We start from the raw sequence: 12,979 nt of genomic DNA, 5'->3' as shown, positions 1-12,979 counted from the left end.
TCACGCCTCCATGTCAGGCAGGACGGTCGGCAGCACCCCTGCGGCGGCGGCGATGGCGGCGGGGGTGGTGTCGAGGTGACTCAGCAGTCCGTCCACGTAGGAGACGTCGACTCGGACCTTCTGCACTCGGCCGTCCACGTCGCGCATGACGAACTCACGGAAGCCGAGTCGGTGGGCGGAGGTCGCGTCGGCGGTGGAGAGCGAGGCGAGGGTGGCCTCGTACCCGTCGTCCACCGGCACGCGCAGCAGCCGCAGCGCCTCGGAGGCGATCTCGGCGTCCTCGGCGATCCGGCCGACGAAGACGGTGGAGACGAGGTTCTGCACGTCGAGGCCGAGGATGTCCCGTGGGTTCTGGGAGGCGACCAGCGCGGCGAGGTTCCACTTCCGGGAGTCACGGGCGAGCCGAACCAGGAACGATCGACCGGAGCGCCACCCCTCCATGAAGTGCGCCTCGTCCAGGCCCACGAGTTTGCGGGACGACATCGAGCCGCCGTAGCAGCGGCGTACCGCCAGTCGGTGCGCGGTGTGCAGCATCGGCAGCGCCAACGCCTCCTCGGCCGACCAGTACTCGCGTTCGATCTTGAGGTCGGGCAGCCGCAGGCCGGCCATGGTGATCACGGTGAGCGCCGCGTCCGGCCCGAGCAGCCCCTCCGGCGGCCGGCCGAAGAAGAGCATGGCCAGCGGCATCTCGGCGGTGTCCAGTAGCAGGTTGGCCAGTTCCCGGCCGGCGTCGTCGTCGAGCTGCCCGAGGCAGGTGACCACGTCGTCCAGCGTGGACGTCTCCTCGGCGGGCACCTGGCGTACGGCGTGCCGGAACAGGGTGGCGGTGGACGCCTCGCGGGCCACCTGCGGCGGCACCAGCATCATGCAGATGTCCTGCACCAGCATCCGCCGCTCGGCGCGGGCGTTGGAGACCGCGATCTCGAACTCGCGGTCACCGGCTGCGCCGCTGCTGAACTCGCTACGCAGCGGCGTCGGGATCAGCGAGTACGGTGCGAGGGTGCCGTGCTCGGAACCGGTCAGGTTGAGCACCCGAGAGTACGGGCGCAGCTCCGGCATCGCGCAGAGCCGGGCCAGCGGGCCGGACGGGTCGAGCAGCGTCACCTGCACACCGCGTCGCGCGGCGAGGTAGCCCAGGGCGCCGAGCAGGGTCGACTTGCCACCGCCCGGCTCGGCCACGAAGACCGCCAACCCGGAGCGTTCGCGGACCTCCATCGGGAAGTGCAGGTCGAGGAAGACCGGTCGGCGGCAGGTGCCCGCGGTCCGCCCGATCAGGTCGCCCCGGCGGTCGCCGACCGTCGACGCGGCCTGGGGCAGCGCCGCCGCCAGCAGGGGGACCGGCATCCGCCGGACGTATCCGGTGTTGGCGATCGGCTCCCCGGGGATGAACTCGCGGGCCAGCCAGTCCTGGCTCTTCGGATGCTGGAGGGAGACGCGCAGCTCGCGCGAGTAGAGCTGGATCAGCCGCCGGGCCCGCTCCAGGCACTCCTCACGGGTACGTCCACCCACCGCGATGCGGTGCCAGCCGTGCGCCCGGGCGGAGTCGACCGGCAGTCCGGTGGTCATCTCGTCGCCGATCACCAGGGCACGCTTGGCCAGGCGTTCCAGCTCGGGCGGTGCGTCGATGCCGTGCTCGGCGTAGTCGAGCTGCTGTGACCGGATCATCCGGAGCCGGTGCTCCAGGTTTCGGAAGGAGTCGCCGGAACCGAGGATGTCGACCCGGGTGGAGAGCTCCATCGGCCACGGCAGCCGCTCGTGGAAGTGCAGCCAGGGCTCGTGCCGCTCGGGGATCTCCAGCGGCTCCATCCGGCCGACGGCGAGCACCGCCACGTGCCGTTCCTCGCCGGTCATCCGGTTGACCAGCTTGACCGTCGAACCGTACGGGGTGCGGTAACGCTCGACCTGCTCGGTGAGGGCCAGCAGGTCGCCGCGTTCCCAGCGCCCGTCGGTGATGGGCGAGAGCGCGCCGGGCGGTGCCATGCAGAGCGCCACCGAGCGGTACAGCAGCCATTCCAGCTCCTGCGAGGTGACCCGGCGGCCCCGCATGCCGAACGCGCCCAGGACCTCGTCGAACTGTTCGACGGTGCGTCCGAGCTTGCGGCGTTCGCCTTCGGCCACGCCTCGGCCGAAGGTGCGCAGCACCCGTTCGGTGAGCGAGTCGCCGAGCGAGCGTCGCGCGAAGGTGACGCCGAGGTAGGTCTGCCCCTCGGCGTGGTTGACCGAGAGCAGGTGCCGTTGCGCCGCGACCAGGTGGTCGGCCCAGCTGGGGGTGTCGGGGACGTCCGGCAGTGGGGCGGCGGTGTGGGCGTCGATCGTGCGGGCCCACTCGTCGGCCGGGAAGGGCCGGGTGGTGCGCCGTAGGTGCAACCGGAATCCGGCCAGGCCGGCGTACTGCTCGGAGATGGCCGAGAGCAGCGCCTCCCGCTCCGCGTCGGGCCGGAACGCCCAGCGCACCTCCGGCAGCCAGTACCAGGCGGTGACGGTGTTGGGGGTGAAGGTCAGGTGACCGGCGATCTCGGTGATGGCCAGTTCGACCGACGGATCCCGGTCACCGAACTTGATCTTCGGTGGGCGGACGCGGGTCGGCTTCACCGGACGGTCGCGCCGCTCCACCGAGCGTTGCCGGGGCGCGGCGGTCGTCCGGGCGGCGGGTGCGGGCGTCCGCCGCGACGGCGGGGCGGTCTCGGCCGGTCGGGCCTCGTCGGCTGGCGGGCGTTCGTCACGGGTCGGCCGTGGCTCGCGCTGCGGACGGTCGTCGCGGGCCGGGCGCTCGTCGACGCCGGGGCGCGCGGACCGTTCGGCCCGGGTCGGCTGGTCGTCGACGGGCGGGCGGGCGTTCGGCAGCCGGTCGGGAGTCGGTGCCGGCGTCCGGGCGGGCGGCGGCGGTGCGGCGGGCGCGGCGACCACGGGAGGCTCGGCGGCCGGTCGGGCGACGGTGGGGGCCGGGCCGGTGGCCTGTGCGGGCAGGTGTGGTGTTGCCGGCCGCTGGGTCACCGGCGCCGGAGGGACGACCGGCGGTGGCGGGGGCAGCGCCTGCTGCGGCACGGTCCGCCCGGGCAGGGCACGCTGGGCGGAACCCGGTCGGGCGTAGGTGCCGCCGAACAGGTCCAGGAAGGGCGAGTCGATGTCGGCCCCGTCGCGGGGGGCCGGGGGCGGTGGTGCGGGTTCGGCCGACACCGACAGGCGCTGCGGCGGGCGAGGGGCCTGGAAGACACCGACGCCACCGTGGCCGGGGGTGGTGGCGAGCGCCGGATCCAGCTCGACGTCGTCGAGCTCACCGGCCTGCGGGTAGTCGAATGATCGCGCACGGTTACCGTGCGGTGCGGCCGGACGCCCGGCCGGGGATCCCGGCGTGGAGGAGGGGCTCATGCGACCGCCCTGCCCGCGTCCGTGGTGGCCGTGGGGGAGCCGGGTGTCGCCTCGGCGGCACCGGGGCGGCCCGGCAACCTGTGGGACGGCCGGTACGGCGTGCAGCCGGTCATGCGAGTTCCTCCCGGATCCTGATCCTGCTGCCGACCAGGCGCGGATCGCGCTGTTCGGCGGCCGGCTCCCGGGTGCGTCGCCAGTCGGTCAGCGCGGTACGGATCACCATGCGCGCCGGCCGGTCCGGGTCGACGTACCGGAAGACGAACGAGGTGGTCACGATGGCGAGGGCGATCTCCCAGGCGGGGAAGAGCTCGACCTGCAACGTGAACAACCAGTGGATGAACATGTAGAGGGGAACGAGCAGCATGAACAGCCCGTACTGGGCGTACGGCAGGTGAACCGGAAGGGTGTAGCCGGGCGGCCCGAGATAGACCAGGCGGGCCCGGTAGATGTCGTCGTCGGTGCGCAGCCGCATGTCGAGCCCGCGCCTATTCGAAGATCAGGTTGATCAGGAAGTCGCCGATGAAGAAGAGGGTGGCGGCTCCGGCGATGAAGGCCAACCCGACGATCGCGATGGCGGAGCTTGTCAACACCTTGGAGATCTCGCCCCGGCTGGCCCGCCCGATGAAGATGACACCCAGGACGGCGAGCAGGATCGGCGCGATCTTGCTGGCGAAGAAGGTGACGACGCCTTCGGTGTTGATCCCGGTCGGCTCGTCGGCGGCGAGCGGGATCGACGACGCCACAGTGGAGAGCAGGTGGGCGGCGTTGCTCGACGCCGCTTCCATCAGCTCGATGGCGATCACTGGAACCTCCCCAAGTCGCGGCCGGCGGTGCCGCGGTGGTGCAGTAGGCAAGCCTTGCGGGATTGGTGCTCGGTCGGTACAGCGACCGAGACCCTGTGTGTGTCACTCGCCACGGAAAGTGGCGATTTTTGGGCGAATTACCCCGCTTCGGCCCTCCCCTCCACGCCTCGCCATCTCGATGCTGGGCAATTCCACAGCGTACGGGCCGCCCCCCTTTGCGACAAGCCGCGAAGAGTCTGCCCGAAGCTGCCCGGACGACCGATAGTACACACGTTCTAATCACCATGTCAGCGCCCGGATCGCGGGCCTGCTCAGGGCGGTGGGACGGACCGGTACCGTCTAGTCGTGACCGATCTGGTACGGGCCCCGGCCCCGGTGGTGATGGGCGTTCTGAATGTCACGCCCGACTCGTTCTCCGACGGCGGACGCTACGCCGACGTCGCCGCGGCCGTCGCACACGGCGTCCGGCTGCGCGCCGAGGGAGCGGCGTTGGTGGATGTCGGTGGAGAGTCGACGCGGCCCGGCGCCGACCGGGTGGACGCCGAGACCGAGAGCGCCCGGGTGCTGCCGGTGGTCCGGGAGCTGACGGCGGCGGGCGTGCCGGTCAGCATCGACACCACCCGGGCCCGGGTCGCCGAGGCCGCGCTGGCGGCCGGGGCGGTCGTGGTCAACGACGTCTCCGGGGGCCTGGCCGATCCGGACATGGCCCGCGTCGTCCGGGACGCCGACTGCCCCTGGGTGCTGATGCACTGGCGTGGCCACTCCCGGCGGATGAGCGAGTTGGCCAGCTACCGCGACGTGGTCACCGACGTCCGCGCCGAACTCGGCGAGCGGGTGGCGGCGGCGCTCGCCGCCGGGGTGTCCGAGAACCGACTGATCGTCGACCCGGGTCTGGGCTTCGCCAAGACGGCGGCGCACAACTGGCAGCTCAGCGCCCGGCTGCCGGAACTGCTCGACCTCGGCTACCCGCTGCTGTTCGCCGCGAGCCGCAAGTCCTACCTCGGTCTGCTGCTGGCCGGCCCGGACGGCACCCTGCGACCCACCGACGGACGGGCGTCGGCCACCGTCGCCACCAGCCTGCTCGCGGTCGCCGCCGGTGCCTGGGGGGTACGCGTGCACGACGTGCGCGCCACCGTGGACGCGCTCGCGGTCTGGCAGGCCACCGGCGCTCCCCGGCTCGACGGCGTGCCGCAGAGCCGACCGCCTGTCGGCGCGGCCGACCGGGAGGTGTGGCGATGACCGACCGGATCGAGCTGACCGGCCTGCGGGCCCACGGCCGGCACGGCGTGTACGACTTCGAGCGGGCCCGGGGACAGGAGTTCGTCGTCGACGTCGTCCTGGAGCTGGACCTCGGCCCCGCCGCGCGCTCCGACGACGTGGCCGACACGGTGCACTACGGCGAACTGGCCGACGGGCTGGTCGCGGTGATCACCGGCGAGCCGGTCAACCTGATCGAGACGCTGGCCGACCGCCTGATCGCGGTCTGCCTGACCGATCCGCGGGTGTCCGCCGCGACGGTGACCGTGCACAAACCCGAGGCGCCGGTGCCGCACGCCTTCGGCGACGTGGCCGTGACGATGCGCCGGACGCGTACCCGATGACGCGGGCGGTGCTCTCCCTGGGCAGCAACCTGGGTGACCGCCTCGACCACCTGGGTACCGCCGTGGCCACGCTCGGCGAGAGCGTGCTGATGGTCTCCGGGGTGTACGAGACGCCGCCCTGGGGCGACATCGCGCAGCCGGCGTACCTGAACGCGGTGGTGCTGGTCGGCGACCCGGCCGCCGGCCCGTACGACTGGTTGGCGCGGGCCCGGGCCGCCGAGCAGGCCGCCGGGCGGGTCCGCGACCCACAGCGGCGGTTCGGTCCGCGCACGCTCGACGTCGACGTGATCGCGGTCTGGGGCGACGACGGTGAACCGGTGCTCAGCGACGATCCCGAGCTGATCCTGCCGCATCCCCGGGCGCACCTGCGCGCTTTCGTGCTACGGCCGTGGATCGACATCCAGCCCTACGGCCGGTTGCCCGGACACGGCTGGCTGACCGATCTGCTCACCGCCGGGCCGCTCGCCGCCGAGGTCGCGGAACTGAGCCCACGGCCGGATCTGACGTTAGAGTCGACGCCATGAGCGAGCGCAGCGGAGTCGACACGGGCGAGCACGGCGGGTCGGCCGTGTGGCGCGGCGCCGCGGTGGCCCTGACCGGCACGCGGCGTGACGGAGGACCGGCATGACGCGGTCCACGCCCCCCGACGACGAGTCGCGGATGGGTCCCACGCGCATCTCGACCCTGGTGGTCGCTGCCCTGGCCGCCGCCGCCGTGACCTGGCTGCTGATCAGCAGCTTCTACTACAGCGGGCTGCCGCCACTGCCCTGGCTGCCGGTGGTGACCCTGGCCGGGCTAGCCGTGCTGGAGGCGTACGCGGCGGTCAACACCCGTGGTCGCATCGACCGTCGGCCCGGCCGCGACCCGGTCAACCCGTTGATGGTCGCCCGTTTCGTCGTGCTGGCCAAGGCGTCCGCGCTGGTCGGTGCCATCTTCGCCGGGGCGTACGCCGGGTTGGTCGGTTGGTTGTTGGTGCAGAGCACCCGGGCGGCCGGCGCGGATCGGCCGGCGGCGATCGCCGGACTCGTGGCCTCGGTCGCGCTGGTGGCGGCCGCGCTCTGGTTGGAGCGCTCCTGCCGGGTCCCGGAGCAGCCGGAGGACGAGCAGGAGCCGGACGACTGGGAGAGCCGCCCGCCTCGACGCTGAACGCGGGGTTACGCCCGGCTCCGCCGCGCGGGTACGGTGCCTGCGACCAGAAGTGACGGTCACCGCCGGTGCGTCGATGGGTTCCCGGCGGCTGCTGGGAGGCAACGATCATGGCGTACGACGACTCGGGCCGGAGTCAACTCCCGGAACCGACCTCCGCCGCCCCCGTCGCGGTGGCGGAGCCCGGTCCCGACGACCCGCAGTGCGAGACCGGCCCGGACCGCTTCGGTGTGCACATCGTCTGGGAGACGCTCCTGCTGTTCGGCTTCGCCGCGCTGGTCTACCTGGTCTGGCGGGAGGACCCGGCGGTCCTGCGGGGCAGTGGGCTGCGCGTACTCATCGTCGAGGTGGTCGCTCTCGGCCTGCTGGCGCTGGCCGCCGGGCTGAGCCTGCGGACGGCTGCGGTGAACCTGGCGATCGGGCCGGTGGCGGTCGCGGCCGGGCTGCACTTCGCCGAACAGTCGGACCGGGGCCTGGTCGAGGCCGTCGGGCTGGCAGGTGGCGTGGCCGCCCTCGGTGGACTGCTGCTGGGGCTGCTCGTCGTGGTGCTGCACGTGCCCGGCTGGGCGGCCAGCCTGGCGGGTGCGGCCGGCGTGATCGTCTACATCGAGCAGCGCTCCGCGCCGGTGCTGGTGCAGGGGGACTTCGACCCGCGCGGCGTCGCCGGCCAGCTCTTCGTCGGCTTCGCCGCGATCGCCGTCTTCGGCGCGTTGTTCGGGGCGCTGGGACCGATCCGTCGGCTGGTCGGCCGGTTCCGTCCGGTCGCCGATCCGGCCCGGCGGCGGGGGACGGCCGCGGCGGTCGTCACCACCCTGGGGTACGTCGTCTCCACCGTCCTGGCGATGCTCGCCGGTGCACTCGTCGCCTCCGCCGAGGGCGCGGTGACCCCGGCGACCGGGCTGGACTGGACGGTGCTGGCGGTGGGCGCGGCCGTGCTCGCCGGCACCAGCGCCTTCGGGCTGCGCGGCGGGGTGTTCGGCACGCTGCTGACGGCCGGCGCGATCGGCCTGTTCCTCGCGTACGCGCAGACCCGTGGCTGGACGGTCAGCCGGTGGGCGGTCGGTGGGGTGGTGCTGGCCACCGGTCTGGTGGTCACCCGGCTGGTCGAGGCGTACGGGCGTCCGGCACCGATGTTCCGGGCCGCGCCGCCGCCCCCGCCGCCGGACGCCACCAACGGCGGCGGGTGGACGTTGCCACGGCCGGAGCCGGTCGGTGACTGGCCGCCGATGCCTCCGGCAGAGCCGCCGATGAGCACCACCGACCCGTGGGGGCCCCGCCGGTGGGAGACCGGCCCGCGCCCGTGGGACGCCGAGGATCGCTGACGGGCGGCGGTTCCCGCGTGCCGTCGACGCGCCGAATGTGATCTCGACGGTTAGGCTCGGTTCATGACCGACACATCATCGATCTCCGGCGGCCGGTCGTTCGAGGAGCTGGACGCCCTCTCCACGGAGGAGCTGCGCGAGCAGGCGTTCGCGCTCGCCCGGGAGAACCGGGACGTCAAGTTCTTCTGGTCGGTGCTGCGGCGTCTGCCGAATGCGGACGAGGCCGCCGCCCTGGACGGCGCGCCGAACTCGGTGGGGCCGACGATCGACGAGGCCGTCGCGTTGTGGCGGGAGATGACCGGCCACGGCTACGAGGAGTCCGCTCCGCTGCTGCGTGCCGCCTTCATCGACTACCTGATGAAGCACTGACCGACCGGGTCGGAGCCCGCCGCGGAACAGGGCGTACCACCATAAAGCACGCCTCGCGTTTGCCCATGTCGATGTGCTGGGAACTAGCGGGGCCATGGCTCTCACCAATCGATACAAGTCCGCACCGGGCGCCGGCACGCTCGCCGCGCTCATTCTGGTCCTGGTCTTCGGCAGCCCCTGGTACGCCGACTGGGCACGGGACAACACCGACCCGGACAGCGCCGGCGGCTGGTTCCTGAGACTCCTCGCCTGGCCGGCCTGGCGGTTCGACTCCTCCGACTCGATCCAGGAGATCTTCGCCGCTGATCTCAAGGCGATTCTCGTGGTCGTGATGACCTTCGTCTTCCTGTACCTCCTGCCGGGCTCGCAGTTGGCCCGGGCCCGGGGCACGCTCAGCCAGTTCTTCGCCGGCTGGGCGGCGTACGTCTTCGCGGCGGCCTTCGCGGCCCTGCTCACCGCGCTGATCCGCACCAACCCGTCGCTGCTCGGCGCTCTCCAGGCCGCCGGTGACGGTGCCGAGTACGGCCTGTTCACCGGCTGGATCATCGGCATCGCCACCCTCGGTGGCTACCGGGGACGCCGCTGACCTCGTCCGTCGACCGGGACCGGGCCTGCCGCACCGGCGGGCCCGGCTCGGTGCGGACCGAGGTGCGGCGCAGCTCAGCCGGTCGGTTCGGCCAGTGTGAGCACGCGTTCCCGGCTGAGCACCCCGACCGGGCGACCCTCCTCGGTGACGACGGCCCGACCCTGCGCCGAGGTGAGCAGCACCGCCAACGCGTCGTACGCCGAACGGCCCAGCGGCACCGAGGGCAGTTCCGCCGTGCCGTCGGCGGGCAGCGGTTCGAGCACCTCGCGGGTCAGCGGGGTGACCGCCAGCCGCCGGATGCCCCGGTCAGCGCCGACGAACTCGCGGACGAACGGGGTGGCGGGGCTGCCGAGCAGGGCCGCCGGGGTGTCGTACTGCTCCAGGTGGCCGCCCTCGGAGAGCACCGCGATGCGGTCGCCGAGGCGTACCGCCTCGTCCAGGTCGTGGGTGACCAGGACGATGGTCTTGCGGACCTCGGCCTGGAGCCGCAGGAACTCCTCCTGCAACCGGGTCCGCACGATCGGGTCCACGGCGGAGAACGGCTCGTCCATCAGCAGCACGACCGGGTCGGCCGCCAGCGCCCGGGCCACACCGACCCGCTGCCGCTGACCGCCGGAGAGTTCGTGCGGGTAGCGCCGGCCGAACTGTGCCGGATCGAGGCCGACCAGCTCCAGCAGTTCGTCGACGCGCCGCCGGGCCCGGTCCCGGGGCCAGCCGAGCAGGCGGGGCACGGTGGCCACGTTGGCGGCCACCGTCTGGTGCGGGAACAGGCCGACGTTCTGGATGACGTACCCGATCTGCCGCCGCAGCTTCACCGGGTCGACCCGGGTCACGTCGGAGTCGCCGAGCACGATCCGGCCGGCGGTCGGCTCGATCAGGCGGTTGATCATCCGCAACACGGTCGACTTGCCGCAACCGGAGGGCCCGATCAGCACGACCAGCTCGCCTGCGTCGATGTGCAGGCTGAGGTCGCGGACGGCCTCGGTACCGTCCGGATACCGCTTGCCGATACCGTCGAGAGTGATCGACGCCGCGCGCTGACCGTCGTCGACGACCGGGGTAACGTCCACGTATGTCCTTCCGCCTGAGCTACCGGGCCGACCCGGGTAACCCGTGGTTCTCCTGGCAGTACGTGCGGGACAACTCTGACACGGTGCTGGCCGCCCTGCGGGACCACACCACGCTGACCCTACGGGCGGTGCTGATCGCGGCGCTGATCGCCATCCCGCTGGCCGTCGTGGCGTACTGGTTCCGGCCGTTGACCGGCCCGATTCTCGCACTCACCGGGGTGCTCTACACGGTCCCGTCCCTGGCGCTGTTCGCGTTCATCGCGCCGTACCTGGGCATCGGGGTGGCGACGGTGCTCAGCGTGGTGGTGCTCTACGCGCTGCTGGTGATCGTCCGGAACGCCGTGGCCGGGCTCAACCAGGTGCCGGACGAGGTGCGCGAGGCGGCCGAGGGCATGGGCTACGGCCGCTGGGGTCGGCTGCTGCGGGTGGAACTGCCGCTCGCCCTGCCCGGCATCCTCACCGGCCTGCGGCTGGCCACGGTCTCCACCGTCGCGCTGGTCACCGTCGGTGTGGTGATCGGGCGTGGCGGCCTCGGGCAGATCATCTTCGCGGGTTTCCAGAACAACTTCTACAAGGCCCAGATCATGACCGGGACGCTGCTCTGCGTACTGCTGGCGCTGGTGCTCGACCTGTTCCTGGTCGGCGTCGGCCGGCTGCTCACCCCGTGGCTGCGCGGGCGGGTCGGATGAGCGCGGGCGCGATGGCCGGCCGGCGGGTCGGTGGGAGGACGCCATGAATCCCGTGGAGCAGGCGGTGCTCTGGCTCAACGACCCGTTGAACTGGACCAACCCGGGCGGGGTGCTGGACCGGCTCGGCGAGCACGTGAGCATGTCGGCTGCGGCCGTCCTGCTGGGCTGCCTGGTGGCCTGGCCGCTCGGCCTGTGGCTGGGACACACCGGCCGGGGCGGCGGGTTGGTGGTGCTGGTCTCCAACGTCACCCTGGCGGTGCCCACGCTGGCGCTGTTGACCATCCTGCCGTTGACCTTCCTCGGCTTCGGTCGCCCGGCCGTGGTGGTCGCCCTGGCGGTGTTCGCGGTGCCGCCGCTGCTGGCCAACGCGTACACCGGGGTACGGCAGGTGGACGCGCAGATCCGCGAGGCGGCCCGGGGGATGGGCATGACCGGCCGGCAGGTGCTGCGGCGCGTCGAGTTGCCGCTCGCGGTGCCCTACCTGGCCGCCGGGTTCCGGACCGCCGCCGTGCAGGTGGTCGCCACGGCGGCCCTGGCGACCTTCGTCAACGGCGGTGGCCTCGGGGAGATCATCCGATTCGGCTTCGGGCTGAGCATCGCGGTCGGCGGTGGCCAGATCCTCGCCGGTGGCCTGCTGGTGGCCGTGCTCGCGGTAAGCGTCGAACTCGTCTTCGCGTGGGTCGAGCGGATGGTCACCCCGCGCCCGCTGCGTCGCGTCCGGCGCCGGGCCGCACGACGCGCGGCGGACGCGGTCACCGGCACTTGAACCGCCCGGTTCCCACCGGTCCGTGCGGCTGCTCGCGCGGCCCGTCGTGGACGGATGGTGACGTTCCGGTGACGAAGTTCTCTCCAGGTTGTCGGTGCCTGCCGCGACGATGTTGGGTGGGACTGCGGGCGGCTGATGCGATCGCCCGTCGGACACGCGGCCGGCCCGAGGGGGTCGCGCCGGGACACGGAAGGCGGGCACATGCGCGCAGGTAGAAGACTGTCCATCGCGTTCGTCGGCGCGATCGCCGCCGCGGGCGTGCTGGCCGGGTGCGGCGAGGCCGGCTCCTCCGGCACCGAGGCGCCGCAGCAGGGGGCCTCGGGGGAGGGCTGCGCGCCGGTGGCCGGCGAGCAGCTCATCGCGCTCGACGACGACAAGTCCCTGCAGAACGCGGACAACATCATTCCGGCGATCAACAGCGAGGTGTCCAACCCGCAGCTCGTCGCGGCGCTGGACAAGGTCTCGTCCGTGCTCGACACCCCCAAGCTGGTGCAGCTCAACAAGGCGGTCGACGTGGACCGCAAGAGCGCCCAGGTGGCCGCGCAGGAGTTCGCCACGGCCAACTCGCTGGCCGACGGGGTCGAGCGGGGACCGGGCGGACGCATCACGGTGGGCGCCGGCAACTTCACCGAGAGCGAGATCATCGCCGAGCTTTACAAGATCCAGCTCACCGCGGCCGGATACCAGGTCACCGTCCAGCAGATCGGCAACCGGGAGCTGTACGAGCCGGCGCTGGAGAAGGGTGAGATCCAGGTCGTCCCGGAGTACGCGGCCACCATGGCCGAGTTCCTCAACGGCAAGGCGGGCGGCGGTCAGCCGGTCTCCTCGCCGGACGTGGAGGCCACCGTGACCGCCCTGCGCGGTCTCGGCGAGAAGGCCGGCCTCACCTTCGGCGCCCCGGCCGCCGCGCAGAGCCAGAACGCGTTCGCGGTGACCCAGGAGTTCGCCGACAAGTACGGCGTACGGACCCTCTCCGAGCTGGCCGAGAAGTGCTCGGGTACGGCCACCGTGCTGGGCGGCCCGCCGGAGTGCCAGGAGCGCCCGTTCTGCAAGCCCGGCCTGGAGGAGAAGTACGGCCTGACGGTGGGTTCCTTCTCGTCGCTGGACGGTGGCGGCCCGCTGACCAAGACCGGTCTGCGTAACGGCACGATCAGCGTCGGCCTGGTCTTCTCGACCGACGCGGCGTACGCGCAGAGCTGACCCGTCGACACCTGGCGCCCTCGGTCGATCCGGCCGGGGGCGCCGCGTCGTCGCTGGT

Annotated in this window: 14 protein-coding genes; 10 read left to right on the top strand and 4 right to left on the bottom strand. The window is 72.6% G+C overall.

Features of this window, described 5'->3' with window-relative positions; all coding sequences use genetic code 11:
* The 3 genes from ACIBO1_RS07065 to ACIBO1_RS07055 all read right to left on the bottom strand — a co-directional run bounded on the left by ACIBO1_RS07065 (position 1) and on the right by ACIBO1_RS07055 (position 4,172).
* Positions 1 to 3,369 (bottom strand): ATP-binding protein, encoded by a 3,369-nt coding sequence (locus ACIBO1_RS07065; protein ID WP_396742180.1) that lies wholly within the window; start codon positions 3,367 to 3,369, stop codon positions 1 to 3.
* Between the two features lie 109 nt (positions 3,370 to 3,478).
* Entirely contained in the window at positions 3,479 to 3,841 is a 363-nt protein-coding gene (locus ACIBO1_RS07060; protein WP_093409867.1) for a hypothetical protein, read from the bottom strand.
* Positions 3,842 to 3,854: 13 nt separating this feature from the next.
* The gene (locus ACIBO1_RS07055) at positions 3,855 to 4,172 is read right to left on the bottom strand and encodes a hypothetical protein (protein ID WP_131054228.1); all 318 of its coding nucleotides are present in this window, start codon (positions 4,170 to 4,172) and stop codon (positions 3,855 to 3,857) included.
* Positions 4,173 to 4,517: 345 nt separating this feature from the next.
* Here ACIBO1_RS07055 and folP point away from each other — a divergent pair, with 345 nt between their 5' ends.
* From folP to ACIBO1_RS07020, 7 genes are all read left to right on the top strand, one after another.
* Positions 4,518 to 5,411 (top strand): dihydropteroate synthase, encoded by an 894-nt coding sequence (gene folP / locus ACIBO1_RS07050; RefSeq protein ID WP_396742178.1) that lies wholly within the window; start codon positions 4,518 to 4,520, stop codon positions 5,409 to 5,411.
* Positions 5,408 to 5,773, top strand: a complete 366-nt coding sequence (gene folB / locus ACIBO1_RS07045) for a dihydroneopterin aldolase (protein ID WP_396742176.1) — start codon at positions 5,408 to 5,410, stop codon at positions 5,771 to 5,773. The genes folP and folB overlap by 4 nt, the downstream gene beginning before the upstream one ends.
* Positions 5,770 to 6,297 carry a 2-amino-4-hydroxy-6-hydroxymethyldihydropteridine diphosphokinase gene (gene folK / locus ACIBO1_RS07040; RefSeq protein ID WP_396742174.1) on the top strand — a complete coding sequence of 176 codons (528 nt, stop codon included), beginning with the start codon at positions 5,770 to 5,772 and terminating at the stop codon, positions 6,295 to 6,297. Before folB ends, folK begins: the two co-directional genes overlap by 4 nt.
* A 136-nt stretch (positions 6,298 to 6,433) precedes the next feature.
* Entirely contained in the window at positions 6,434 to 6,919 is a 486-nt protein-coding gene (locus tag ACIBO1_RS07035) for a DUF3180 domain-containing protein (RefSeq protein WP_396742469.1), read from the top strand.
* A gap of 110 nt (positions 6,920 to 7,029) precedes the next feature.
* Positions 7,030 to 8,241 (top strand): ABC transporter permease, encoded by a 1,212-nt coding sequence (locus ACIBO1_RS07030; protein WP_396742172.1) that lies wholly within the window; start codon positions 7,030 to 7,032, stop codon positions 8,239 to 8,241.
* Positions 8,242 to 8,304: 63 nt separating this feature from the next.
* The gene (locus ACIBO1_RS07025; protein WP_117227372.1) at positions 8,305 to 8,610 is read left to right on the top strand and encodes a hypothetical protein; all 306 of its coding nucleotides are present in this window, start codon (positions 8,305 to 8,307) and stop codon (positions 8,608 to 8,610) included.
* Between the two features lie 94 nt (positions 8,611 to 8,704).
* A complete protein-coding gene (locus ACIBO1_RS07020) occupies positions 8,705 to 9,196 on the top strand; it encodes a hypothetical protein (RefSeq protein ID WP_396742170.1) in 492 nt (163 codons plus the stop codon).
* A gap of 74 nt (positions 9,197 to 9,270) precedes the next feature.
* Here ACIBO1_RS07020 and ACIBO1_RS07015 read toward each other — a convergent pair whose 3' ends face one another.
* Positions 9,271 to 10,266 (bottom strand): ABC transporter ATP-binding protein, encoded by a 996-nt coding sequence (locus ACIBO1_RS07015; protein WP_396742168.1) that lies wholly within the window; start codon positions 10,264 to 10,266, stop codon positions 9,271 to 9,273.
* A 2-nt stretch (positions 10,267 to 10,268) separates the two neighbouring features.
* On the opposite strand from ACIBO1_RS07015, the gene ACIBO1_RS07010 reads away from it, so the two are divergent.
* The 3 genes from ACIBO1_RS07010 (at position 10,269) to ACIBO1_RS07000 (ending at position 12,921) form a co-directional block, all read left to right on the top strand.
* Positions 10,269 to 10,955 carry an ABC transporter permease gene (locus tag ACIBO1_RS07010; RefSeq protein ID WP_350698588.1) on the top strand — a complete coding sequence of 229 codons (687 nt, stop codon included), beginning with the start codon at positions 10,269 to 10,271 and terminating at the stop codon, positions 10,953 to 10,955.
* A 43-nt stretch (positions 10,956 to 10,998) separates the two neighbouring features.
* The gene (locus ACIBO1_RS07005; protein ID WP_396742165.1) at positions 10,999 to 11,721 is read left to right on the top strand and encodes an ABC transporter permease; all 723 of its coding nucleotides are present in this window, start codon (positions 10,999 to 11,001) and stop codon (positions 11,719 to 11,721) included.
* 201 nt (positions 11,722 to 11,922) lie between these two features.
* Positions 11,923 to 12,921 carry a glycine betaine ABC transporter substrate-binding protein gene (locus tag ACIBO1_RS07000; protein WP_396742163.1) on the top strand — a complete coding sequence of 333 codons (999 nt, stop codon included), beginning with the start codon at positions 11,923 to 11,925 and terminating at the stop codon, positions 12,919 to 12,921.
* The last annotated feature ends 58 nt before the right edge of the window (positions 12,922 to 12,979 follow it).

This window comes from Micromonospora sp. NPDC049903 (genome assembly GCF_044460945.1).
Taxonomy (GTDB): Bacteria; Actinomycetota; Actinomycetes; order Mycobacteriales; family Micromonosporaceae; genus Micromonospora.
The sequence above is the reverse complement of the archived record's forward strand: the minus strand, read 5'-3'. Positions and strand labels throughout refer to the sequence as shown.

Bases quoted from the DNA above. Each gene is read 5' to 3' on its own strand.
- ACIBO1_RS07020 (WP_396742170.1), top strand. From the start codon at position 8,705: ATGGCTCTCACCAATCGATACAAGTCCGCACCGGGCGCCGGCACGCTC.
- ACIBO1_RS07010 (WP_350698588.1), top strand. From the start codon at position 10,269: ATGTCCTTCCGCCTGAGCTACCGGGCCGACCCGGGTAACCCGTGGTTC.
- ACIBO1_RS07060 (WP_093409867.1), bottom strand. From the start codon at position 3,841: ATGCGGCTGCGCACCGACGACGACATCTACCGGGCCCGCCTGGTCTAT.
- ACIBO1_RS07000 (WP_396742163.1), top strand. From the start codon at position 11,923: ATGCGCGCAGGTAGAAGACTGTCCATCGCGTTCGTCGGCGCGATCGCC.
- folK (WP_396742174.1), top strand. From the start codon at position 5,770: ATGACGCGGGCGGTGCTCTCCCTGGGCAGCAACCTGGGTGACCGCCTC.
- folB (WP_396742176.1), top strand. From the start codon at position 5,408: ATGACCGACCGGATCGAGCTGACCGGCCTGCGGGCCCACGGCCGGCAC.
- ACIBO1_RS07035 (WP_396742469.1), top strand. From the start codon at position 6,434: ATGGGTCCCACGCGCATCTCGACCCTGGTGGTCGCTGCCCTGGCCGCC.
- ACIBO1_RS07005 (WP_396742165.1), top strand. From the start codon at position 10,999: ATGAATCCCGTGGAGCAGGCGGTGCTCTGGCTCAACGACCCGTTGAAC.
- ACIBO1_RS07025 (WP_117227372.1), top strand. From the start codon at position 8,305: ATGACCGACACATCATCGATCTCCGGCGGCCGGTCGTTCGAGGAGCTG.
- ACIBO1_RS07030 (WP_396742172.1), top strand. From the start codon at position 7,030: ATGGCGTACGACGACTCGGGCCGGAGTCAACTCCCGGAACCGACCTCC.
- ACIBO1_RS07065 (WP_396742180.1), bottom strand. From the start codon at position 3,369: ATGAGCCCCTCCTCCACGCCGGGATCCCCGGCCGGGCGTCCGGCCGCA.